The sequence below is a fragment of the Phyllobacterium bourgognense genome, from assembly GCF_003337575.1.
Classification (GTDB): Bacteria; Pseudomonadota; Alphaproteobacteria; order Rhizobiales; family Rhizobiaceae; genus Phyllobacterium; species Phyllobacterium bourgognense.
On sequence record NZ_QPJM01000004.1, the window covers coordinates 157,032 to 180,233 of the forward strand.

The 23,202-nt window shown below is 56.3% G+C and carries 26 protein-coding genes; 18 read left to right on the forward strand and 8 right to left on the reverse strand.

The window, feature by feature from the left end:
- Window positions 1-60 precede the first annotated feature (60 nt).
- Genes C7476_RS09540 through C7476_RS09555 form a run of 4 tightly spaced genes read left to right on the forward strand, consistent with a single transcriptional unit; the run spans window position 61 to window position 2,782 of the window.
- Window positions 61-756: a Tim44/TimA family putative adaptor protein gene (locus C7476_RS09540; protein WP_114429896.1), complete on the forward strand. Its 696-nt coding sequence runs from the start codon at window positions 61-63 to the stop codon at window positions 754-756.
- Between the two features lie 3 nt (window positions 757-759).
- Window positions 760-1,863: a murein transglycosylase A gene (mltA, locus tag C7476_RS09545; protein ID WP_114429702.1), complete on the forward strand. Its 1,104-nt coding sequence runs from the start codon at window positions 760-762 to the stop codon at window positions 1,861-1,863.
- Window positions 1,860-2,414 carry a Smr/MutS family protein gene (locus C7476_RS09550; protein ID WP_114429703.1) on the forward strand — a complete coding sequence of 185 codons (555 nt, stop codon included), beginning with the start codon at window positions 1,860-1,862 and terminating at the stop codon, window positions 2,412-2,414. The genes mltA and C7476_RS09550 overlap by 4 nt, the downstream gene beginning before the upstream one ends.
- Window positions 2,411-2,782 (forward strand): helix-turn-helix domain-containing protein, encoded by a 372-nt coding sequence (locus C7476_RS09555; RefSeq protein ID WP_114429704.1) that lies wholly within the window; start codon window positions 2,411-2,413, stop codon window positions 2,780-2,782. The genes C7476_RS09550 and C7476_RS09555 overlap by 4 nt, the downstream gene beginning before the upstream one ends.
- On the opposite strand, the gene C7476_RS09560 is transcribed toward C7476_RS09555, so the two are convergent.
- From C7476_RS09560 to hslV, 4 genes are all read right to left on the reverse strand, one after another.
- Window positions 2,779-3,747, reverse strand: coding sequence for a DUF1402 family protein (locus C7476_RS09560; RefSeq protein ID WP_114429897.1), 969 nt, complete (start codon window positions 3,745-3,747; stop codon window positions 2,779-2,781). The genes C7476_RS09555 and C7476_RS09560 overlap by 4 nt on opposite strands.
- A 164-nt stretch (window positions 3,748-3,911) precedes the next feature.
- The gene (hslU, locus tag C7476_RS09565) at window positions 3,912-5,219 is read right to left on the reverse strand and encodes an ATP-dependent protease ATPase subunit HslU (protein ID WP_112524889.1); all 1,308 of its coding nucleotides are present in this window, start codon (window positions 5,217-5,219) and stop codon (window positions 3,912-3,914) included.
- Complete coding sequence (locus C7476_RS09570) at window positions 5,216-5,773, reverse strand: GNAT family N-acetyltransferase (RefSeq protein WP_114429705.1); 558 nt, start codon at window positions 5,771-5,773, stop codon at window positions 5,216-5,218. The genes hslU and C7476_RS09570 overlap by 4 nt, the downstream gene beginning before the upstream one ends.
- A complete protein-coding gene (hslV, locus tag C7476_RS09575; RefSeq protein ID WP_114429706.1) occupies window positions 5,763-6,317 on the reverse strand; it encodes an ATP-dependent protease subunit HslV in 555 nt (184 codons plus the stop codon). The genes C7476_RS09570 and hslV overlap by 11 nt, the downstream gene beginning before the upstream one ends.
- Before the next feature lie 215 nt (window positions 6,318-6,532).
- Here hslV and hisB point away from each other — a divergent pair, with 215 nt between their 5' ends.
- From hisB to coaA, 7 genes are read left to right on the forward strand one after another with little or no spacing between them, the layout of a single operon-like run.
- The gene (gene hisB / locus C7476_RS09580; RefSeq protein WP_114429707.1) at window positions 6,533-7,141 is read left to right on the forward strand and encodes an imidazoleglycerol-phosphate dehydratase HisB; all 609 of its coding nucleotides are present in this window, start codon (window positions 6,533-6,535) and stop codon (window positions 7,139-7,141) included.
- Window positions 7,142-7,144: 3 nt separating this feature from the next.
- A complete protein-coding gene (locus tag C7476_RS09585; RefSeq protein ID WP_114429708.1) occupies window positions 7,145-7,630 on the forward strand; it encodes a DUF2628 domain-containing protein in 486 nt (161 codons plus the stop codon).
- A 2-nt stretch (window positions 7,631-7,632) separates the two neighbouring features.
- Entirely contained in the window at window positions 7,633-8,283 is a 651-nt protein-coding gene (hisH, locus tag C7476_RS09590; RefSeq protein ID WP_114429709.1) for an imidazole glycerol phosphate synthase subunit HisH, read from the forward strand.
- The gene (hisA, locus tag C7476_RS09595; protein ID WP_114429898.1) at window positions 8,280-9,023 is read left to right on the forward strand and encodes a 1-(5-phosphoribosyl)-5-[(5-phosphoribosylamino)methylideneamino]imidazole-4-carboxamide isomerase; all 744 of its coding nucleotides are present in this window, start codon (window positions 8,280-8,282) and stop codon (window positions 9,021-9,023) included. The genes hisH and hisA overlap by 4 nt, the downstream gene beginning before the upstream one ends.
- Window positions 9,020-9,805 (forward strand): imidazole glycerol phosphate synthase subunit HisF, encoded by a 786-nt coding sequence (hisF, locus tag C7476_RS09600; RefSeq protein WP_114429710.1) that lies wholly within the window; start codon window positions 9,020-9,022, stop codon window positions 9,803-9,805. The genes hisA and hisF overlap by 4 nt, the downstream gene beginning before the upstream one ends.
- Window positions 9,806-9,822: 17 nt before the next feature.
- A complete protein-coding gene (locus C7476_RS09605) occupies window positions 9,823-10,146 on the forward strand; it encodes a phosphoribosyl-ATP diphosphatase (protein WP_114429711.1) in 324 nt (107 codons plus the stop codon).
- Between the two features lie 2 nt (window positions 10,147-10,148).
- On the forward strand, window positions 10,149-11,150 hold the full coding sequence (gene coaA, locus C7476_RS09610; RefSeq protein WP_181872395.1) for a type I pantothenate kinase: 1,002 nt from the start codon (window positions 10,149-10,151) through the stop codon (window positions 11,148-11,150).
- On the opposite strand, the gene C7476_RS09615 is transcribed toward coaA, so the two are convergent.
- The 4 genes from C7476_RS09615 to C7476_RS09630 form a co-directional block, all read right to left on the reverse strand.
- Complete coding sequence (locus tag C7476_RS09615; protein ID WP_114429900.1) at window positions 11,137-11,751, reverse strand: alpha-ketoglutarate-dependent dioxygenase AlkB family protein; 615 nt, start codon at window positions 11,749-11,751, stop codon at window positions 11,137-11,139. The two genes, coaA and C7476_RS09615, sit on opposite strands and share 14 nt — an antisense overlap.
- 74 nt (window positions 11,752-11,825) lie before the next feature.
- Window positions 11,826-12,284, reverse strand: coding sequence for a peptidoglycan-binding protein LysM (gene lysM, locus C7476_RS09620; RefSeq protein ID WP_114429901.1), 459 nt, complete (start codon window positions 12,282-12,284; stop codon window positions 11,826-11,828).
- 114 nt (window positions 12,285-12,398) lie between these two features.
- Window positions 12,399-12,836 (reverse strand): alternative ribosome rescue aminoacyl-tRNA hydrolase ArfB, encoded by a 438-nt coding sequence (gene arfB / locus C7476_RS09625; RefSeq protein WP_112524869.1) that lies wholly within the window; start codon window positions 12,834-12,836, stop codon window positions 12,399-12,401.
- Between the two features lie 112 nt (window positions 12,837-12,948).
- Entirely contained in the window at window positions 12,949-14,562 is a 1,614-nt protein-coding gene (locus C7476_RS09630; protein ID WP_114429712.1) for a phosphoenolpyruvate carboxykinase, read from the reverse strand.
- A 307-nt stretch (window positions 14,563-14,869) separates the two neighbouring features.
- On the opposite strand from C7476_RS09630, the gene C7476_RS09635 reads away from it, so the two are divergent.
- The 7 genes from C7476_RS09635 to C7476_RS09665 all read left to right on the forward strand — a co-directional run bounded on the left by C7476_RS09635 (window position 14,870) and on the right by C7476_RS09665 (window position 23,197).
- Window positions 14,870-15,589, forward strand: a complete 720-nt coding sequence (locus C7476_RS09635) for a response regulator transcription factor (protein ID WP_181872396.1) — start codon at window positions 14,870-14,872, stop codon at window positions 15,587-15,589.
- A 143-nt stretch (window positions 15,590-15,732) separates the two neighbouring features.
- Window positions 15,733-17,520 (forward strand): sensor histidine kinase, encoded by a 1,788-nt coding sequence (locus tag C7476_RS09640; RefSeq protein WP_114429902.1) that lies wholly within the window; start codon window positions 15,733-15,735, stop codon window positions 17,518-17,520.
- On the forward strand, window positions 17,520-17,978 hold the full coding sequence (locus C7476_RS09645; protein ID WP_114429714.1) for an HPr kinase/phosphorylase: 459 nt from the start codon (window positions 17,520-17,522) through the stop codon (window positions 17,976-17,978). The genes C7476_RS09640 and C7476_RS09645 overlap by 1 nt, the downstream gene beginning before the upstream one ends.
- Window positions 17,979-18,162: 184 nt before the next feature.
- Entirely contained in the window at window positions 18,163-18,564 is a 402-nt protein-coding gene (locus C7476_RS09650; protein WP_112524863.1) for a PTS sugar transporter subunit IIA, read from the forward strand.
- Window positions 18,565-18,588: 24 nt separating this feature from the next.
- Window positions 18,589-18,903 carry an HPr family phosphocarrier protein gene (locus C7476_RS09655; protein ID WP_114429715.1) on the forward strand — a complete coding sequence of 105 codons (315 nt, stop codon included), beginning with the start codon at window positions 18,589-18,591 and terminating at the stop codon, window positions 18,901-18,903.
- A gap of 155 nt (window positions 18,904-19,058) precedes the next feature.
- Window positions 19,059-20,459 carry an adenosylhomocysteinase gene (gene ahcY / locus C7476_RS09660; protein WP_114429716.1) on the forward strand — a complete coding sequence of 467 codons (1,401 nt, stop codon included), beginning with the start codon at window positions 19,059-19,061 and terminating at the stop codon, window positions 20,457-20,459.
- Window positions 20,460-20,779: 320 nt separating this feature from the next.
- Window positions 20,780-23,197, forward strand: a complete 2,418-nt coding sequence (locus C7476_RS09665; RefSeq protein WP_245426268.1) for a sensor histidine kinase — start codon at window positions 20,780-20,782, stop codon at window positions 23,195-23,197.
- The last annotated feature ends 5 nt before the right edge of the window (window positions 23,198-23,202 follow it).

Here is a 23,202-nt window from a genome sequence, read left to right on the forward strand (position 1 = left end):
TTGGTATTTCGACGGAAGATTGAAAGCCGTAAACGAACATTAGAACGAATGGCAGGCGACATGGAATATCTGGACTTCGGAACGATTTTCTTTTTCGTGGCAGCAGTGGTGATTTTCCTGCAGCTGCGGAAGGTCCTCGGTCGCCGCACAGGCAGTGAACGCCCACCGTTCAATCCCTACACACGCACCGCCGACGCGGATGACAAGTCCAAACCCGGCGACAATGTCGTTTCGCTGCCACGCCGCGGCGAAGTGAAGGAAAACAGCTTCGAAAAGATCGATGCCATTTCCAAACCTGGCACGCCGTTGAATGACGGCCTGCGCGCCATCCAGAATGCGGATCCTTCATTCGAGCCTGTGAAATTTCTCGAAGGTTCGAAAATGGCTTATGAGATGATCGTCATGTCGTTTGCCGATGGTGACCGCAAGACGCTGAAGACGCTGCTGTCGCGCGAAGTCTTCGATGGCTTCGTTTCCGCCATTGCCGATCGCGAAGCACGCGGAGAGAAAGTGCAGTCCTCGTTCGTCGGGATCAACAAGGCGGAAATCATCGGCGCGGAAATGAAGGGCACTGAGTCCCATGTTACGGTGCGCATCACCAGCGAGCTTATTTCGGCAACGCTCGATAAGGATGGCGTCGTGATCGACGGCGACAAGGAAGCCGTTGCTGAGGTCAAGGACGTCTGGACCTTTGCGCGTGATACGAGGTCGAAAGACCCGAACTGGAAGTTGGTCGCGACCGAAGCCGAAGACTAAAGCATGCTCTCATCCCTCTTCAGACCGGTGGATTTCACTGATTGTCCCGGTTGGCGGGATGACCAGCACCTGGAAGCGTTCCGCGCGTTCGCTCGCTCGGCAGAACAGGTCCAGATAAAGCCGTACAAATCCGGATCGCTCGGGATCAACTTCGAAGCCCTTGCACCGATTTTTGCTGATTCACGTGAAACAATCGTCGAGTCCGACGGCGAGGCAAGGGCCTTTTTCGAGAAATGGTTTCGTCCCGCGCTCATAGAGAATACCGAAGCAGCCGGTGGTTTTGTGACCGGCTTCTACGAACCGGAAGTGGTTGCCTCGCCGGTTCGCACTGAGAGATTTACCGTTCCATTCCTGCGCCGTCCGGCGGATTTGGTCGATATCGACGACAACAACCGGCCAGAGGGCTTTGATCCCTACTTTGCTTTTGCGCGACAGATACCGACCGGCCGCGTCGAATATTTCGACCGACCGGCCATTGAGCGCGGCGCGCTTGAGGGCCGAGGACTGGAGATCGCTTATGTGGAAAGCCAGATCGATGCTTTCTTCATCCACGTGCAGGGCGCTGCACGGCTAAAGATGACCGACGGACGCTTGCGCCGCATCACCTATGCGGCAAAGACCGGGCATCGGTTCACCGGCATTGGCAAGATACTGCTCGAAAGCGGAGAGGTTGCGCCGGATAAAATGTCCATGCAATCCATCCGTAGCTGGCTTGCCGAGCACCCGGACAGAGCTCAGGCACTGATGTGGAACAACCGCTCTTACATCTTCTTTCGCGAAGCCGAAGTTGACGATGCAGCGATGGGGCCAATCGCTGCCGCGAAAGTCCCCCTGACGGGCGGGCGATCGCTTGCCGTCGACCGGCTCCTGCATACATTTGGCACGCCGTTCTATATTCACGCGCCAGATTTAAAGGCATTTGGCGGGGAACGCTTTGCGAGGCTGATGATCGCGCAGGACACAGGCTCGGCCATCGTTGGTCCTGTACGTGGCGATCTCTTTGCCGGTTCTGGCGATACGGCGGGCGAGATCGCCGGGGGTATCCGCCACAAGGCGGATTTCTATGCGCTGGTTCCCCGTGTCCTTCTGGCAGCCTCAGGCCGATGAAGAAGAAGGTACCAACAGATGAATTCGCCACGCTGGAGGACCGGATCCTCTGGGAAAAGGTGGCCAAGACTGCCCGCCCGCTCAAGGGCAAGGAGAAGCCGACCTTTCTGATTGATGACATGCAAGAGCAGATTTCTATACATCCCTCTGCACCTGAAAATCCGACGCCGCTCGCCGCCGCGGTGGAGACCAAGCCGGCGTTGGCGCATCGCCTGCATCCAATCGATCGGCCCACACACAAGAAGATTGCTAAGGGACGGGTTGTCATAGAAGCGAGGATTGATCTGCACGGCCTGACCCAAAGCGAGGCCTATGGCTTGCTTCTCGGGTTCCTGCAACGCGCCCATCTGCGCAAACTTCGGCATGTTCTTGTCATCACCGGAAAGGGCTCATCCATGGGCAGCGATGGCGTGCTGCGTCAGGCGGTTCCTATGTGGTTTATGACGCCGTCGTTTCGCATCCTGGTCAATGGCTATGAAGATGCTGCTCGCAATCATGGCGGCACAGGTGCGATCTATGTTCGTATGCGCCGGCAGCCGGAGGCACCGTGACACCTTTTGGTGCAAAATTGCGCGATCTGCGCGCGGAACGTGGCATCTCGCAAAAGGATATGGCCAGGTCGATCGGCGTATCGGCTGCCTACCTGTCAGCTCTCGAACACGGCCGGCGCGGTCAACCAACCTGGGACAAGCTGCAGCGCATTATCCAGTATTTCAATATTATCTGGGACGAGGCCGAGGAATTGCAGCGGCTGGCGATGATTTCGGACCCGCGCATCGTCATCGATACCGGGGGGCTTTCGCCGGCCGCGACAAAACTCGCGAACCTTCTTGCCGCACGAATTGGTGAACTCGACGAGGAGACCACTCGGATGTTGGTCCTGAAGTTGGAGGCAATACCTGAAAAGCGAAAACGCTAGAAGAGGGCCCGCAACTGGTCGATCTTGTCGTTGACCAGCCAGCCGTAGTAATTCTCTTCCGGCAGTTGCGGCTGTTCGCCGTTAGCTACACGGGCCAAGTTGGAATCAGCCAACACTCGTGCGCGGCTATCGGCACCACCTGTATTGTAAAGTGTCGCTGTAATACCGGGATTTTTGGAAATGTCGAAGTCGGCGACCCGGCGGTAGACCTCGATCGAGTGTTTTAACGTTGCGGCCATATAGGGCAGGGTCAGATCCGGATCCATAATGGTCTTGTAAACATCGGCAGCATGGTCGGCATCAAGCTTCGGTAGGCCGGAATAGCGGTTGACCATGTCGGTCATCTGCAGCGCAATCAATGGGCTCAGTTGCCCAAGGCCAAAACTTTGCCCTGCGTAGAACGGCTGGAAGAATACGGCGCTGAAGCGATTGTTGGGGAAAGGCTTGCCACCAACAGATTTACCGCGGAAGTTCTCTTCCCATACATCTTCGCGACATGTCCAAAGGCGCAAACTGTCTTTGAATTGCGCACAAGACGAAAATTGCGGACGTCTGACGAAGGCGCCGATTGTCTCGCCCTGATAATCGAAATTCAAGCCTTGCTGTACGTAGGAAATTGCCTTGACGTAGTAAGTCTGAAGCCGGTCATAGGCATCGACATTATAGGTATGTTCGCCAACGAGCGCGCCAGCGATATGAACAGGATCGATGCCATAAGTGCGCGCAACGCTGGCGATCTTCGATCGCAGTTTGGAGTCGGTTCTCAGCAGGTTATAGATTTTCTGATATTTCGCTTCGTATGTAGTGTTCAACTCGCGCGTTCGCTTGGCGGAAGCAGCTGGAACACCCGGCTGGGTCGCATTGCGGTTGCCTTCGGGAACAACGGTCACAGCCTGTACCGGTTGCAAAGTGACCAGCAACAGCGAGAGACAGCTTGTCGCGAAAAGGATCAGGTGGCGGTTCATCATCGGTCCAGAAATTGATTGGACGCTCCGAATAGCGCCTTGCACCCTCGAAAGCCAGAAAAACCTGACTGAGGACGGTTCCAAAACAAAAATGCCCCCGCGTAGCACGAGGGGGCACTAAGGGATAAGTGATGATTATTCAAACACAAGGCCCGAGATAAGCGCTACAGTATGAACCGAGAGAGATCGGCATTCTTGGCAAGATCTCCGACAGTCTCCCGTACATATTTGGCGTCTATCGTGTGTTCGGCGCCCGATTTGTCAGGTGCATTGAACGAAATGTCATCGAGCACCCGCTCCATGACCGTTTGCAGGCGCCGCGCACCGATGTTCTCGACAGTCGAGTTCAGATCGACTGCGATATCGGCCAAAGCGTCGATGGCATCATCGGTTATATTGAGCGTAACCTCTTCAGTTGCCATCAACGCGATATATTGCTTGAGCAGACTGGCTTCCGGTTCGGTCAGAATGCGGCGCATGTCATCGCGAGTCAGAGCGCTAAGCTCCACCCGGATCGGCAGGCGGCCCTGCAGCTCGGGCAGTAGGTCAGAGGGTTTCGAAACATGGAACGCACCAGATGCGATAAACAGGATATGGTCTGTCTTGATCGGACCGTACTTGGTGGCAACGGTCGTCCCTTCCACCAATGGCAGCAAGTCCCGTTGCACGCCTTCGCGTGAAACACCGGCGCCCATGCCGCCATCACGAGCGGCAATCTTGTCGATCTCGTCAAGGAATACGATGCCGTCGTCCTCGGCAGACCTCAGGGCCTCCTGAGTGATCTGATCCTGATCGAGGAGCTTGTCGGATTCGTCATTGATCAGGACACCGTACGATTCCTTGACCGTCGTCTTCACCGTCTTGGTGCGGCCGCCCATGGCCTTGCCCAGCATGTCACTGAGGTTGAGCACGCCGATGTTTGCTCCGGGCATGCCCGGCAGTTCGAAATTCGGCATGCCGGAACCAGTGTCGGCAACCTCGACCTCGATCTCCTTGTCGTCGATCAGACCATCACGCAGTTTTTTGCGGAAGCTGTCGCGCGTTGCCGGGCTTGCGGTCTTGCCCACCAATGCATCGAGAACGCGTTCTTCCGCATTGACATGCGCCTTGGCCTTTACATCCTCGCGCTTCTTTTCGCGCACGAGACCGATGGCGACTTCGACCAGATCGCGAATGATTTGTTCGACATCGCGGCCGACATAGCCGACCTCGGTAAATTTGGTTGCTTCCACCTTGATGAAGGGTGCACCGGCAAGCTTGGCGAGGCGGCGGGATATTTCCGTCTTGCCGACACCGGTAGGTCCGATCATCAGAATATTCTTCGGCATCACCTCTTCGCGCATCTGGCCTTCCAGCTGCTGACGGCGCCAGCGGTTACGCAGGGCGATAGCGACGGCACGTTTGGCGTCGTTCTGGCCGATAATGTAGCGATCGAGTTCGGAGACGATCTCGCGAGGGGAAAATGTTGTCATTGTAATCTCGTTTCCTGCCCGTCGTCGGGCGATTGTTCAGACACAAGGTCAGGGTTGTCCCGTGCCATCATGAGGGCGGGACCGTAAATGGATGTCCGGGTATCGAAAGCGACGAAGCCCGCCTTTTCGTATGCCTTGATCGCCTGGCTGTTTGCTGGGTCAGGATCGACGATAACGCGAGGCACGCCTTCTTCGAAGAGCAGCGACACGAACTCGTCAAGCAGGCGAGGGCCGTGGCCTTGACCGATCAGATCGGATTCGCCGATGAATTGGTCGAGGCCGAGCGTCCCGGTCGGCTGATCCTGGTAGGGGTGATCATCCTCGAGGTGCGGATCATAGGTCTGCAGATAGCCAATCGCTTCATCGCCGAGCATGATAATGAACGGCTCCACGGACACACTGTCCATGTGTTCCGCGATCGATGCCATCTCAACGCTGGAATCTTCATTCCACCATTTCGCCACATGCGGCTCCGCCAGCCATTCCGAAATCATGTTCAAATGGCGGGGTTCCACCGGGATGAAGCGGTAGCGATAGATAGGCTCATTCGGCATCAAGAGTCTCGAGTGTGACGCTCGTGTTCGTATAGATGCAAATGTCGGCGGCGATCTGCATGGCACGGCGGGCGATCTCTTCGGCGCTCAAATCGGTATCGGCAAGAGCGCGTGCTGCGGCCAGCGCATAGTTGCCGCCGGAGCCAATGGCCATGACACCATGTTCGGGTTCAAGCACATCGCCAGTGCCGGTCAGCGCAAGCGTGACCGACTTGTCGGCGACAAGCATCATGGCTTCCAGCCGGCGAAGATAGCGATCGGTGCGCCAGTCCTTGGCGAGTTCGACACAGGCGCGCGTCAATTGATCCGGATATTGCTCGAGCTTGCTTTCCAGCCGCTCAAGCAGGGTGAATGCATCGGCGGTGGCACCGGCAAATCCGGCGATGACATTGCCTTTGCCAAGTCGGCGTACCTTGCGCGCGTTGCCTTTCATGACCGTATTGCCAAGGCTGACCTGCCCGTCGCCGGCAATGACGACCTTGCCATCCTTGCGGACAGTGACAATCGTGGTTCCATACATGGTTGAGGGATTGTGTTCTTGCATTCGATTCTCCTTCAAGCAAATTCGATTATGCCCCAAATGGCAGCAGATCGAACCCCTTCTGTTCCACTTATGTATGAAGCGCTCGCAGAATTGCAAATGCTGCTCGGGTCACGACCTTGGTCTGCGCCATCAAAGCATTTGGAGATTCGCCGTTCGTGTTTTAGAAGGCCTCATTTGGAACGGTTTTTTACAAACCCCTGTGGCGGGAAACAGTAATGACAAGCGTCAACACACGCACCGCGAAGATCGAGCGAAGCACCAAGGAAACCAGCATTGCCGTTTCGGTCAATCTGGATGGTACCGGGGCGTTCGATATTTCTACTGGCGTCGGCTTTTTTGACCATATGCTGGAGCAGCTCTCCCGTCACTCTCTGATCGACATGGATATCAAAGCCAAGGGCGACCTGCATATCGATGATCACCACACAGTGGAAGATACGGGTATCGCCATCGGCCAGGCTATTGCCAAGGCGCTGGGTGATCGCCGCGGCATCACCCGTTACGCCTCGCTGGATCTCGCCATGGATGAAACGCTGACTCGCGCTGCCCTCGATATCTCGGGCCGCCCGTTTCTCGTATGGCAAGTGGAGTTCTCCGCGGCAAAAATCGGCACCTTCGATACGGAACTAGTCCGTGAGTTCTTTCAGGCGCTGGCGCAGAATGCCGGAATGACATTGCACGTATCGAACCTTTATGGCGCCAACAATCACCATATCGCCGAGACCTGCTTCAAGGCGGTCGCGCGCACGTTACGGCACGCCATAGAAACCGATCCCCGGCAGAAGGATGCTATTCCATCCACCAAGGGTACTTTGAAAGGCTGAAACATGGCCAGTTTCATTGTGTTGGCACCTGAGCTGGACGGCCAGCGTGACGATGACAAAACCGTCTTCGTCAGGGACGGCTTTGCCTTGCTTGCCTTTATCCTGACTGTTCCCTGGCTGCTGGTGCAGCGGCTATGGTTCGAAGCGGCAGCCGTTTTTGGATTGATGGTCGTGATTTCTGGTGTGGGTACCTATACTGGCCATGAAGACATGGCTGGATTTATCACAGCGTTGCTTTCGCTCCTCGTAGGCTTTGAAGGCAATAATTGGCGCATCGCGGCCCTTGAACGTCGCGGCTTCAGCGAGCTCGGCGTTGTCAATGCGCGCAATGCAGACGATGCTGAAACGGCCTGGTTCCTTGGCGAAAACTTCGTTTCATCGCCTGAAGTACCTGTGCGCGCTCACCCGGCGGTACCTTCGCTGCAAGTAGCCCACAAGCCGGTGCTCAGCGGCATGGTCGGACTCGTCAGCCACCGCGGAGAAAACTGAGCATGCGCGTCGCCATCATCGATTATGGCTCGGGCAATCTCCGCTCGGCAAAAAAGGCATTCGAGCGCGCTGCGCGGGAAAGTGGCGTGGATGCGAGCATCGATCTGACAGCCGACGCTGACCGGGTCCGTACGGCTGATCGCATCGTCCTTCCGGGCGTTGGCGCCTATGCCGATTGCCGCCGTGGGCTCCATGCCGTCAACGGCATGGTCGAGGCCATCCATGAAGTAGCCGTGGAAAAAGCGCGGCCGTTTCTCGGGATTTGCGTGGGCATGCAGCTGATGTCGTCGCGCGGGCTGGAAAAGACCATTTCGACCGGTTTTGACTGGATCAAGGGCGACGTTCGCGAGATGGTGCCATCGGACCCGGCGTTGAAAATTCCGCAGATCGGCTGGAACACGATCCGGCTTACTCGTCCGCATCCATTGTTCGACGGAATTGAGACCGGGCCGCAAGGCCTGCATGCCTATTTTGTCCATTCCTACTTTCTAGATGCCGAGATGGAAAATGATGTCGTCGCCGTCACCGACTATGGCGGGCCGGTTACCGCTGCCGTAGCCAATGACAACATGGCGGGGACACAGTTTCACCCGGAAAAGAGTCAGGCGCTGGGCCTCGCTCTCATCGCCAATTTTTTAAGGTGGAATCCGTGATCCTTTTTCCGGCAATCGATCTGAAAGACGGCCAGTGCGTGCGGTTGAAACTTGGCGACATGGATCAGGTGACGGTCTACAACGCCGACCCGGCCGCTCAGGCCAAAGTCTTTGAAGATCAAGGGTTTGAGTGGCTGCATGTGGTTGACCTTAACGGCGCTTTTGCCGGCCAATCGATCAATGGCGCTGCTGTCGACGCGATCCTGAAGGCGACGAAAAATCCTGTACAGCTTGGCGGCGGCATCCGCACACTCGATCATATCGAAAGTTGGCTGGCGAAAGGCCTGTCCCGCGTCATCCTCGGCACGGTTGCCGTGCGCGATCCGGCGCTGGTGATCGAGGCCTGCAACCGCTTTCCAGGCAAGGTTGCGGTGGGCATCGACGCCAAAGGCGGCAAGGTCGCCGTTGAGGGCTGGGCCGAGGCGTCGACATTGGGTGTGATCGAGCTGGCGAAAAAGTTCGAAGGCGCCGGTGTCGCGGCGATCATTTACACAGATATTGATCGCGACGGCGTGCTTACGGGCATCAACTGGGAATCGACACTGCAACTTGCCGAAGCTACCTCGATCCCGGTCATCGCTTCCGGCGGCCTTGCGTCCATCGCCGATGTCGTTCGCATGACCATGCCCGACGCACAAAAGCTCGAAGGCGCGATTTCCGGCCGCGCGCTTTATGACGGGCGTATCGATCCTGCAGAAGCATTACAGGTGCTTCGCGATGCAAGGGAGCGCGCCGCATGACCCTCAAAGCTCGCGTCATTCCCTGCCTCGACGTCAAGGACGGACGTGTCGTCAAGGGCGTAAACTTCGTCGATCTCATCGATGCCGGCGACCCGGTCGAGGCAGCGAAGGCCTATGACGCTGCCGGGGCAGACGAACTCTGCTTCCTCGACATCACAGCTTCTTCCGACAATCGCGAGACAATTTTCGATGTGGTGGCTCGCACCGCCGAGCAATGCTTCATGCCGCTGACGGTCGGCGGAGGGGTGCGTACCGTCGCCGATATCCGCAAGCTCTTGCTGGCGGGTGCCGACAAGGTATCGATTAATACCGCAGCCGTGGACAATCCCGACTTTATTGCCGAGGCCGCCGACAAGTTCGGCAATCAATGTATCGTCGTCGCCATCGATGCCAAGAAGGTATCGCGCGAGGACGAGGCCGAGCGCTGGGAAATCTTTACCCATGGCGGAAGACGGGCGACTGGCATCGATGCCGTCGCGTTTGCGCGCAAGGTGGTCGATCTTGGTGCGGGCGAAATTCTGCTGACCTCGATGGACCGTGATGGCTCGAAGATCGGTTACGACATTCCCGTCACGCGGGCGATTGCCGATGCGGTTCGTGTCCCGGTTATCGCTTCCGGCGGTGTTGGTAATCTCGACCACATGGTTGAAGGCATTCTCGAAGGCCACGCTTCGGCGGTGTTGGCCGCTTCCATTTTTCACTTTGGCACCTATACGATCGCGCAAGCTAAGGCCCACATGGCAGCGGCGGGTATCCCGATGCGCCTTGATCCTGTCCGCTGACTGGAGAACTAGATCTAATGAGTTCATTCACACTTGCTGATCTCGAACGCATCGTGGCGGAACGCGCCACATCAGCAGACACCAAATCCTATACGGCCAGCCTTTATGCCAAGGGCATCGGCAAGGCGAGCCAGAAGCTGGGAGAGGAAGCGGTTGAAACCGTCATCGCCGCCGTCTCCAGCGACAGGAAGGGTCTTATTTCGGAAAGCGCCGATTTGCTCTATCATCTTCTCGTTGTTCTCGGGATCTCCGGCATAAAACTCGGAGAAGTGCTGGAAGAGTTGGAGCGGAGAACGGCGCAGACCGGACTTGAGGAAAAAGCCGCACGAGGACATGACTGATCATGTTTAAAGCTCCGGCTCTTGAACGGCAGACGGGAGAGGATGTCGTGGATCAGTTGGCACCCAGCGAGTTTTCGCCTTATCGGTTTTATAGTGCCGAGAGGTGGGCTGAGTTTCGCGCGGATACGCCACTGACGCTAACCTATGATGAGGTCAAGCGGCTCCGCTCTCTCGGCGATCCGATCGATCTCGACGAGGTGAGCAGAATTTACCTATCGCTGTCGCGGCTGTTGTCGGCGCATGTCGAGGCGAGCCAGCTGCTATTCTATCAGCGCCGCCAATTCCTCAATACCGGAGACGCATTCAAGACACCGTTCATTATCGGCATTGCGGGCTCGGTAGCCGTTGGCAAATCCACCACCGCGCGCGTACTGAAAGAATTGCTTGCCCGTTGGCCATCGAGCCCCAAGGTCGATCTGGTTACCACAGATGGGTTCCTTTACCCGAATGAGGTCCTTCGAGCCAAAGGCTTGATGGAGCGTAAAGGTTTTCCCGAGAGTTATGATGTCGGCATGGTGTTGCGGTTCCTCTCGCAGATCAAGGCCGGCCAGCGCAACGTCAACGCGCCGCTTTATTCGCACCTGACCTATGATGTGCTGCCGGGCCGCTATCAGACCGTCGATGCGCCGGACATCCTGATTTTCGAAGGGATCAATGTGCTTCAGGTCCGCGATCTGCCTGAGGACGGCAAAATGGTGCCATTCGTGTCGGATTTCTTCGACTTTTCAATATATATCGATGCCGATGAAGAGCAGATACACAAATGGTATATCAGCCGCTTCATGCGCTTGCGGGAGACAGCGTTCAAGGATCCGAGCTCGTTCTTCCATCGCTATTCGACGATTTCGGATGATTCCGCGCTGGCCATCGGCGAAAGCCTTTGGGCAAACATCAATTTGAAGAACCTGCGGGAGAACATTCTGCCGACACGGCCGCGCGCTGATCTCATTCTACGCAAGGGTGATAATCATCTTGTCGAGGAAGTTGCGCTCAGGAAGCTGTGACCCTTCTAAGCGTCAGGTTTATGCGGCCCGCATTTTTCAATAGCGTCGAAGTGCCGGGATAAATGCGATCGACGCCGTGAAACACCATGCGGCCTTCCCCGCCAAGCACGATCACATCACCGCTCGACAGTCGGATGGACTGCGTCTTGTCGTTGCGGTTCGTCCCGCCAAAACGGAACAGGCACGCATCTCCGAGCGAGACTGAAACAACCGGCGCGTTCAAATTCTGCTCATCGCGATCCTGATGCAGGCCCATTTTCGCTGTTTCCGAATAGAAGTTGACGAGGCACGCCTCCGGCAGAAGCGGAAAATCGCCGACTTCCCGCCAGAGATCGAGCAGGCGCTGTGGGATAGAAGGCCAAGGTCTTCGCGTCACAGGATGGACTGCCTGATAACGATAGCCGCCTTCCTTGTCCGTAACCCAGCCGAGCACACCGCAATTCGTCATGCGGACGCTCATTTCCTTGCCGGTTTTCGGCATGGCAGGAACGTAAAGCGGTGCTTCCGTGACGACAGCCCGGATATCCTGGACCAGCGCAGCCTGTTCGGCCGGATCAAAATGTTCGGGGAAGTAGCGAATGCCGGGGGCCAGCAAAAGCATCATCTATCCAACTATTCAAAATTCAAAGGCCCGGCCGCAATAGGGAGCCGGGCCGTTTGGCAACGGAAATGCGATCAGCCGAGTTCGGGGATTCTTAGGACCTGACCTGGATAAATCTTGTCTGGGTGAGTAAGCATCGGCTTGTTGGCTTCGAAGATGATTGTATTCTTCGCACCCTTGCCCTTGCCATACTGCGACTCGGCGATCTTCCACAAATTGTCGCCCTTCTTTACCGTATAGAACACCGGTTCCTTGGCGACGGAGCCGGTGGCGACTTCATCGACCTTAAGCCCTTCGGTCTCGACTTTGGAGATGCCGAGGGAATTTCCGACGGCGATGATCGCCTTTTCGAGTATTTCCTGATTGGTGACATTGCCCTTCAGAACTGCTTTGTCACCTTCAACCACCACCTGGACATTCTCGGTACCAAGCTTGTGGGAATCGAGTTCCTTCTTCAGCGCATCGGCACTTGGCTCGTCGTCGCCGATACCGATTTTCTTGCCTACGGATTTAACGAAATCAAATAGTCCCATGTCTGGCTCCTGTTGATTGTTCAAACCGAAATAGTGTTGTGGCATTACGTGAAGCAGTTGAAAAGCCAAGATTAATACCTGCGGTTAATATTCGTTCTATTGCAGGTCCTGACTCTAATCTCCCTTCACCTTGCCACGCATCTTTTTGACATCGGCCCGACCTGATTTTTCCTTGAGACGGCGCTCGATCGATCCCTTTGTTGGTCTGGTTTTCTTGCGTGGTGGCGGTGGCGGTTCTGCGGCCTTGGCAATCAGCGCAATCATGCGCTCGCGCGCGTCCTGCCTGTTGCGCTCCTGCGTGCGAAAACGGTTGGCCTCGATAAGCACATCGCCGTCTTTGGTCGCCCTTTGGCCCGCAAGTTTAATGAGGCGCGCAAAAACATCGTCTGGTAAACCGGCGCGTGCCGCCAAGAATCGCAGTTGTACAGCCGTCGAGACTTTGTTGACATTTTGTCCGCCGGGGCCGGCAGAGCGAATGAAGCTTTCCTCCAGATCGTCCTCGTCGATCCAGATTCTATTGCTTATTCTGATCCGGCTGCGGCTCTCTTCCATAAAAGAATTGGTAGCCTAATCTTTGATTCGCGGAAAGCACCGCTCAGTGCCGCAAAAACGCAAGAAACCCCCGCTGGGCGACAGCGGGGTTTTGATTTGAAAAAACAGGCGATTATTCCGCAGCGACCGGGGTATGCGGAGCTGCCGCCCTGACGTCACCGTCAACGTGGCCTTCGAACTTGCCGAAGTTACGAATAAACATATCAACCAGCTTTGTTGCCTGGGCATCATAGCCAGGCTTGTCCGCCCAGGTCGAGCGGGGATCGAGGATCGCATCATCGACGCCCGGCACAGCAACAGGTACTGCGAAACCAAAATTCGGGTCTGTCCGGAACTGCGCGTTCTTTAGCGAACCATCGAGCGCCGCCGCAAGCAGCGCCCGCGTTACCTTGATGGGCATGCGCTTGCCTGTGCCATGGGCACCGCCAGTCCAGCCTGTGTTTACGAGCCAGCAGTCAACGTTGTGATCGGCGATCAGCTGCCGCAGGAGGTTGCCATATTCCGACGGATGACGCGGCATGAAAGGCGAACCGAAACACGTCGAGAACGTTGCCTCGGGTTCGGTCACGCCGCGTTCCGTACCGGCGACTTTGGCGGTGTAGCCGGAGAGGAAGTGATACATTGCCTGCGCCGGGGTAAGTTTGGCGATGGGAGGCATGACGCCGAAGGCATCGGCGGTCAACATGATGATGTTTTTCGGATGGCTTGCCTTGCCGGTCTTCGATGCATTCGGGATGAAGTCGAGGGGATACGCGCAGCGCGTATTTTCCGTCAGCGAACCATCGTTGAAATCGGGCTCCCGGTTTTCGTCGAGAACAACATTCTCAAGCACAGTGCCGAAACGCTGTGTCGTCGCGTAGATTTCCGGTTCCGCCTCGGCGGAAAGGCGAATGGTCTTGGCGTAGCAACCACCCTCGAAATTGAAGACACCGTTCTCGCCCCAGCCATGTTCGTCATCGCCGATCAGCGTACGGGTGGGATCGGCCGAGAGCGTGGTCTTGCCCGTACCGGAGAGACCGAAAAAGACGGCTGTGTCGCCGTCCGGACCCTCATTGGCCGAACAATGCATCGGCATGACGCCCTTGGTCGGGAGAATATAATTGAGCGCCGTGAAGACGGACTTTTTCATCTCGCCGGCATAGGCGGAACCGCCAATCAGCACGATCATGCGATTGAGATCGACAGCGATTACTGTCTCCGATCGCGTGCCGTGTCTTGCGGGATCGGCACGAAAGGACGGAAGGTCGATGATCGTCATCTCCGGCACGAAATCAGCCAAGGCGGCACGGTCCGGACGGATCAGCAGATTGCGGATGAACAGCGAATGCCAGGCGAATTCAGTGATGACGCGCGTATTCAGCCTGTACTCTTCATCGGCACCACCGATGAGATCCTGGACAAACAGTTCCTTGCCCTTTGCCTGCTCAATAAAATCTGCATAGAGCAGCTCAAATGCCTCAGGTGACATCGGCGCGTTGTTGTCCCACCAGACATGAGCGTCGGTTGACGCGTCGCGCACGACGAATTTGTCCTTTGGCGAGCGCCCGGTATGTTGGCCGGTACGAGCAACAAGCGCACCCTGCGCCGTCAGCTCCGCTTCGCCTCTGCGCAAGGTCTCCTCGTAGAGTTCCGCGGCCCCCAGATTATAATAGACCGCCGAAACATCCTTCAAGCCTGAGGTGCCGAGCGCGATCGTCGCGTTGTGAATACCGGTCTCTCTAGTCATGTGTCCGCCATTGTTTAAGAATGCGTTGAGGGGTCAAGTTAACACGTGCTGCTTCCTGCATCTTCCAGCATGAATGCGGCTACTCATGTTCAAAAGCAGAAATACTGAATAGTATCAAACGTTTAATCGATTTAAAGAATTTAAATTTTTTTAAATCGTTTTAGATAAGGGAAATTTTGGTCATCCTTCCGTAAGCGTAAAAGCAAGTGAATCCGGCAGGGATGACACGACTCGCGATCTGTGCCACATTTTGTACCTAATTTGTCCGGCACAAGCACAGTTGTTTTGATGACATGAAAGGCAGGGCATGAGGGAAGTACCCGCAATGCAGACTATCGCGCTCGTCGACGACGATCGCAATATTCTGACATCCGTATCGATCGCGCTTGAATCGGAGGGCTATCGTGTCGAAACCTATACCGACGGTGCCTCTGCACTCGATGGTTTGATGGCCCGTCCGCCGAATCTCGCCATTTTCGACATCAAGATGCCGCGCATGGATGGGATGGAACTTCTGCGTCGTCTGCGTCAAAAGTCCGATTTGCCCGTCATTTTCCTAACCTCCAAAGACGATGAGATCGACGAACTGTTCGGCCTCAAGATGGGTGCCGACGATTTCATCACCAAGCCGTTTTCGCAGCGCCTCCTCGTCGAGCGGGTAAAAGCGGTCCTGCGCCGTGTCGCGGCGAGGGAAAGCGCCGCAAAGCCCGGCAGTCCCCAGACGAAATCACTTGAGCGCGGCCAACTTGTCATGGACCAGGAGCGTCACATCTGCACGTGGATGGGTGAACCGGTGACGTTGACCGTGACCGAATTTCTGATCTTGCACTCGCTGGCCCAGCGCCCGGGTGTTGTCAAAAGCCGTGATGCGCTGATGGATGCAGCCTATGATGAGCAGGTTTATGTAGACGATCGCACCATCGACAGTCACATCAAGCGCCTGCGCAAGAAGTTCAAGGTCGTCGACGATGATTTCGACATGATCGAAACCCTGTACGGCGTTGGCTATCGCTTCCGCGAAACCTGATCGTCAGACTGGTTCCTCTCAAGGGGACTTCAGTGCGAAAACGTACCTGCGCTTTCAAAGCTACGTGATCCGCTGTAAAACAAGGTTGTCTCGCCGCTGCATGAATGCGATGAGCCAACCGGATCATGATGTCTGAGGCAAAGATGGTAGCCGAACTGCAAGGCGGCAATATCACGCGCAAAAGCGCCGTTATGCGCCGAAAGCGTTCGCTGGCTTTGCGCCGTTTTTTCCGTCCGCTGAACCGCGTCTTTGGCAACTATCTGTTCTCGAGCCTGACCCGGCGCATTCTTTTTCTCAATCTGGCCGGACTGGCCGTGCTTCTGTCCGGCATCATGTACCTCAATCAGTTCCGCGACGGATTGATCGATGCTCGCGTCGAGAGCCTGATGACGCAGGGCGAGATCATCGCTGGTGCCATAGCGTCATCGGCAACGGTCGATACGAATTCCATTGCCATCGACCCAGAGAAGCTGCTGGAACTGCAGGCTGGTCAGAGTATTACGCCGTCGCCCGACGTCCTGGACAATCTCGATTTTCCCATTAATCCGGAGCGCGTGGCGCCGGTTCTACGCAGGCTGATCTCGCCAACACGGACACGCGCCCGCATTTATGACCGGGATTCCAATCTGCTGCTGGATTCGCGCCATCTCTATTCGCGCGGCCAGGTTCTGCGGTACGAACTCCCGCCGATCGATGGCGAGGAACCGAGCTTTTTCGAACGCCTGACCAATCGCATGACACGGCTTTTGCGCCGTAGCGACCTACCGGTTTATCAGGAACAGCCTGGCGGCAATGGTTCGTCTTATCCCGAAATCATGAAGGCGCTGACCGGTTCCCCAGCTACCGTTGTCCGCATGACGGAAAAGGGAGAGCAAATCGTCTCGGTCGCAGTGCCGATCCAGCGGTTTCGTGCCGTGCTCGGCGTTCTGCTTCTTTCAACCGAAGGCGGTGACATCGACAAGATCGTTCAGGGTGAGCGCTATGCGATCATCCGGGTCTTTACCGTTGCCGCACTGGTCATGGCTATTTTGTCGCTGTTTCTCGCCTCAACAATTGCCAATCCGCTTCGCCGTCTCGCTGCCGCTGCCGATCGTGTCCGTCATGGTGTGAAAAACCGCGAGGAGATACCGGATTTTTCCGAGCGGCAGGATGAAATCGGCCATCTTTCGACCTCGATCCGCGACATGACCAATGCTCTGTACGCCCGCATCGAATCGATTGAGAGCTTTGCCGCCGACGTCAGCCACGAACTAAAAAATCCACTGACGTCGTTGCGAAGCGCCGTAGAGACGTTGCCACTTGCCAAAAACGAAGAGTCGAAGAAGCGGCTCATGGACGTGATCCAGCATGATGTGCGCCGTCTCGACCGTCTGATCACCGATATCTCCGATGCCTCGCGTCTCGACGCTGAACTGGCTCGCGAGGATTCCGAGCACGTCGATCTCAAATATCTGTTGGGCAACCTCGTCACCGCCGCGCGCGAGGTCCGGCGGAACAAGAAAGACACCCGCATCGAATTGGTCGTGGGCAAGTTGCCGAACAACAGGAAGGGTTTCTTTGTCGCCGGCCATGATCTGCGGCTCGGTCAGGTCGTCTCCAATCTGATCGAAAATGCGCGGTCGTTCGTTCCCGTTGAGGACGGCGTCATCACAGTGACGCTGGAGCATATGGGCGACCGCATCAGAACTACCGTCGAAGACAACGGGCCAGGTATCCGGGTAGAACAGATCGACCGGATTTTCGAACGGTTTTATACGGATCGGCCATCCGGAGAGGCCTTCGGTCAGAACTCGGGCCTGGGATTATCCATCAGCCGTCAGATAATCGAGGCCCACGGCGGCACTTTGAATGCCGAGAACATCATCGACCCTAAAGACCCCGACAATTATCTCGGTGCGAAGTTCGTCGCCATTATTCCAGTCGAGGTCTGATGATTGTCGAGCCGGGTGGGCATGTGCACGCGACTGCTGTCCTCGTCGGAGATCGCGGCATCTTGATTTCGGGACCTTCCGGATCGGGTAAATCATCGATCGCCAGTGAACTGGTGCGGCGAGCGGCTGACAGAGGCGCATTTGCCGCCCTGATCTGCGACGATCAGTGTCTTTTGCAAGCCATATCCGGCCGCTTGATCTGCACTGCCCCTGCCTCCCTGCAGGGAGGCGTGGAGGTGCGCGGCTCGGGCTTGCATACGGTTGATTTTGAGACTTGCGGCGTGATCCATCTTGCCGTTGAACTGTCCAAGCCCGAGCAAGCCATTCGATTTGCTGGTGACGCTAGAATAGTGCTCGAAGGCGTCGCGATGCCACATCTAATTTTACCTGAACGGGAGGTGGAAGCAGCCTGCCGGGCCGTGGAGGCGAGGCTATTCCGGGCGTTCTGGAAAAAATAGGACAATCGATTCAAATGGTTGCAATGTTGCACTGCGATAAAATGACTGACCCTCTTGCTCAGGCCATTTTTCCGCTTGCCTTCACGATTCGTCCTGCCAAAATGCGACACCTGCCAAACGGGGCATTCAATGCGCAGTAAAAAGCCCAAACCCAAGGGGCTGGCGCGACAGGAGCAGTTTCAGAATGATCGGACTCGTGCTTGTGACGCACGGAAGACTGGCTGAAGAATTTCATCATGCCGTGGAGCATGTGGTCGGCCAGCAGGAATATTTGGAAACCGTCTCGATCGGTGCGGATGATGATATGGAGCAGCGGCGGCGTGACATTGTCGATGCTGTTGCCCGTGCCGACAATGGTTCGGGCGTTATTATCCTGACAGACATGTTTGGTGGTACGCCTTCCAATCTGGCCATCTCGGTGATGGAATCGGGACGGATCGAAGTCATTGCCGGAGTTAATCTGCCGATGCTGATCAAGCTTTCCAGTGTGCGGGTTACTAATGACATGGCAGCTGCATTGCGTGAAGGTCAGGATGCAGGACGGAAATATATCAATGTGGCCAGTCAGGTGCTGACAGCCAAATAGGGCTTATGCTCAAAGAGGAAATAGATGCGCCTGACTGCCGAAACAACCGGTACGTTTGACCCGGAAAATGCACTCGTCGAGGAATTCGAGATCGTCAACCGGCGTGGTCTCCATGCACGTGCATCTGCCAAGTTCGTCCAGCTCGTCGATGGCTACGACGTGCATGTCCGCGTCGAAAAGGATGGAATGACCGTCGGCGGCACTTCGATCATGGGCTTGATGATGCTTGCCGCATCTCCCGGGTGTTGCATCAAAGTCAGTGCGTCTGGTGTACAGGCGCGCGAATTGATGAAGGCTCTCGGCGCGCTCATTGCCGACAAGTTCGGCGAAGAAGCCTGATTAAGGCAACTCTCCTTGCCGAATCACATGCACGCATAAGGATTTCTTTATATCCCATTGTGCGGCGGGGTCTAATCTGCTAGTCAACTTCATCTCCGGTCGCCCGATCAAATACGCGCGGCCAAATGAAAACAAAGACGGAGCTGACACGAGAGATGGCCGACACACAGGATTACATCGTCAAGGACCTTGAGCTGGCCGCATGGGGCCGCAAGGAAATGGATATCGCCGAAACAGAAATGCCGGGCTTGATGGCTAGTCGCGAAGAATTCGGCAAGACGCAGCCGCTCAAGGGTGCGCGCATCACCGGGTCGCTTCACATGACGATCCAGACAGCTGTCTTGATCGAGACGTTGCAGGCGCTCGGCGCGAAAGTCCGCTGGGCTTCGTGCAATATCTTTTCCACACAGGATCACGCCGCTGCGGCGATTGCTGCAACCGGAACGCCGGTGTTCGCCGTCAAGGGCGAGTCACTCGAAGAGTACTGGACCTATACGGACAAGATATTTCAGTGGCCGGATGGTCAGCCTTCCAACATGATCCTCGACGACGGCGGCGATGCCACGATGTATATTCTCATCGGTGCACGTGCCGAGGCTGGCGAAGATGTGTTGTCGAAGCCGGAGAGCGAAGAAGAGGAAATCCTCTTCGCACAGATCAAAAAGCGCATGAAAGAAACGCCTGGCTTCTTCACCAGGCAGCGCGATGCCATCAAGGGTGTCACTGAAGAGACCACGACCGGCGTCAATCGCCTGTATCAGTTGCAGAAGAAGGGCCTGCTGCCTTTCCCTGCGATCAACGTCAACGACAGCGTGACCAAGTCGAAATTCGACAACAAGTATGGCTGCAAGGAATCGCTGGTGGACGGTATTCGCCGCGCTACCGACGTCATGATGGCCGGCAAGGTCGCTGTCGTCTGCGGCTACGGCGATGTGGGCAAAGGTTCGGCCCAGTCGCTGCTTGGCGCCGGCGCCCGCGTCAAGGTGACGGAAGTCGATCCGATCTGTGCATTGCAGGCGGCGATGGATGGATTTGAGGTTGTGACGCTCGAAGACGCGGCCCCGACTGCCGATATCATCATCACCACGACCGGCAACAAGGATGTCATCACCATCGAGCACATGCGCGCGATGAAGGACATGGTTATTGTCGGCAATATTGGTCACTTCGACAACGAGATTCAGGTCGTTGCCCTGCGCAATCTCCAGTGGAACAACATCAAGCCACAGGTCGACATGATCTCGTTCCCGGATGGCAAGCGCTTGCTGCTTCTCTCGGAAGGCCGTCTCCTCAACCTCGGCAATGCCACGGGTCATCCAAGCTTCGTCATGTCCGCCTCGTTCACCAATCAGGTTCTGGCTCAGATCGAGCTTTATAGCCGTGGCGAACAGTACAAGAATGAAGTCTATGTCCTGCCGAAGCACCTCGACGAAAAGGTTGCCCGGTTGCATCTCGACAAGCTTGGCGCGAAATTGTCGGTGCTTTCGGAAGAACAGGCTGCCTATATTGGTGTGACGCCGAAGGGCCCTTTCAAATCAGACCACTACAGATATTGATCTGACTAGTATATACCCACAAGATATAGAAACCGGAGGATTGACAAATCCTTCGGTTTTCTTTTTTGTGCCTAGTTCTTCCCGTCGATTCGCTCAAGGTTTATTGTAGTGATTCGGGATGACGGCGTTCCAGGTGGGCCGCTTGCTTAAAAAGCGGGCGGAAGGGAACAGCCGGCATTCGTCAGGATGGGGCAGCGACGGTTGATATGAAAATTGGGACAGGTGATGTTCGCAGTAAAAATGCAGCACACGCACCGGTGCTGAACAGACTGCGGAGGATCTTGGCTAAAGGCACAAGTTCGGCCCTGCCGGTCCTGTTGATGTCTTCCCCATCGGCCCGAGCGCAGGACGCGCTAGGCAAAATCACGACGCCCTTTGGCGTTGAGGTCGGCACGTTCGAAGTCGTGCAGTTCGCTATTTTCCTCGGCGCCATGGGTGCAGCGCTGCTTTCCGCTGGCTGGCTTATTCGCGAGCGCGGTCGTATTGCTCAGGAGAATCGCCAGCTGCGTGACAAGGTTGCGGATCTCAACGTGACGGTCCAGCGCAATGAGGCCCTGCTTAACCTCAAGGATCAGCGTGTGGTCGTGTGGGAAGGCGCTTCGAGCACACCCAATCTCATCGGCACTCTTCCTCCGGAGATCGGCGTGCCAGAAGGCCGCGCGCTGTTTTTGGCCTTCGGACGATGGCTGCGTGTCGATTCCGTTACGTTGCTTGATCGTTCCATCTCTGCTTTGCGCGAGAAAGCGCGGCCATTCGACATTGCCGTCGAAACGTCGAAAGGCGCTCCACTGGAAGTCCAGGGTCGCACCTCCGGCGGTTATGCAATAGTGCGTTTCATCAATCTTGGTGAGACCCGGATCGCGCACGCGCTCCTCAAGTCTGAAAACTATCAGCTTAACGAGGCCGTCACCACACTGCGCGGCTTGCTGGAATCGATCGATATGCCGTCTTGGAGCCGTGATGGTGATGGCCGGCTCAACTGGGTGAATATGGCCTATGCAAAGGCTGTCGATGTTCGCGACCCGCAGATTGCGGTTCGCGACGGTCGCGAATTGTTCGGCGCACAGGCGCGAGAAAAGATCGAACGCGACAAGGTGACAAGCCGGCGCTTCCAGGATCAGCTTTCGACAGTGGTTGGTGGCGATCGTCATGTCTTCCGGGTCACCGATGTCGCCAGTAGCGCGGGTTCAGCCGGCCTCGCGACCGACGTCAGCGAAGTCGAACTTATCCGTGAAGAGTTCAAGCGAACAGTTCTCAACCATTCGGACACACTCGACCAGCTGAATACTGCTGTCGCGATGTTCGACGCCAATCGCAAGCTGCAGTTCCACAACCAAGCGTTTGCCAAGCTGTGGGGACTGGACGCGGCGTTCCTTGAGAGTAGCCCTGACAATGCGATGCTGCTCGATCGCTTTCGTAGTGATGGAATCCTGCCAGAGCAGCAAGATTGGCGCCGATGGAAGGAAACGGTCTTGTCGGCCTATCATTCGGTCGAGTCGCAGGAGCATATCTGGTATCTGACTGACGGCCGCACGCTGCGTGTCATCGTCAATCCGCAGCCAAAGGGCGGAGTGACGTGGGTCTTCGAAAACCTTACTGAGAAGCTCGAGCTGCAAAGCCGTTACAACACATTGATAAAGGTGCAAGGTCAGACGCTGGACCATCTGGCGGAAGGCGTCGCCGTTTTCGGCTCAGACGGAAAGATTCGTCTATCGAATCCTGCTTTCGCTTCCCTCTGGTCGCTGAAGCGCGAGCAAATCTCTGAAGGTATGCACATTTCGGCCATTCGCCGGTTGTGTGAACCGGTCTCGGATGCTGCGCATTGGGAAACCTTTGTCACCACCGTGACTGGTTTTGACGACGAGCGCCTGTCCCTCTCGGGACATCTCGAACTCAGCTCCGGCAAAATTCTCTACTATGCGACGGCGCCGCTGCCAAACGGCCAGACAATGCTGACCTTCGTTGATGTGACCGACTCGGTGCAAGTGGAGCGGGCGCTGAAGGAAAAGAACGAGGCGCTGGAGCGGACGGATGAGCTGAAAAATGATTTCGTTCAGCATGTGTCCTATGAGCTGCGATCGCCTTTGACCAACATCATCGGCTTCACCGAACTTCTGCAGACGCCGATGACGGGACCGCTCAATGACCGTCAACGCGATTATCTCGATCACATCGGCACGTCCTCTTCGGTGCTGCTGACGATCGTCAACGACATTCTCGATCTCGCCACCGTCGATGCCGGTATCATGGAACTCGATATCAGCGATGTGTCGGTCACCGATGCTATCGCCACTGCATCCGAGAAAGTGGCGGAACGATTCAGGGAGCATAATATCCTGCTCGACATCCGCATCGCACCAGGAACGGGTTCGTTTCGTGCCGATGCCAGCCGGGTCAAGCAGGTTCTATCCAATCTTCTCAGCAATGCCGCCAATTATGCGCCTGAAGGCAGCACTGTGACGCTCGCATGCTGGCGCGACCAGGCCGAAATGGTGTTCAGCGTCAAGGACAATGGGCCAGGCATGCCGGACTATGTCCTCGACAGTATCTTCAAGCGCTTCCAGCCCTATCCCAATGGCGGCCGCAAGCGTGGAGCCGGCCTCGGACTTTCCATAGTCAAGGGTTTCGTCGAATTGCATGGTGGTACGGTCGATATCGATAGCGGTGCCGGCAAAGGCACGCTGGTGACCTGCCGGTTCCCGGTGGAGGCGCGCACATTCAGTATCGCTGCCGAATAAACTCT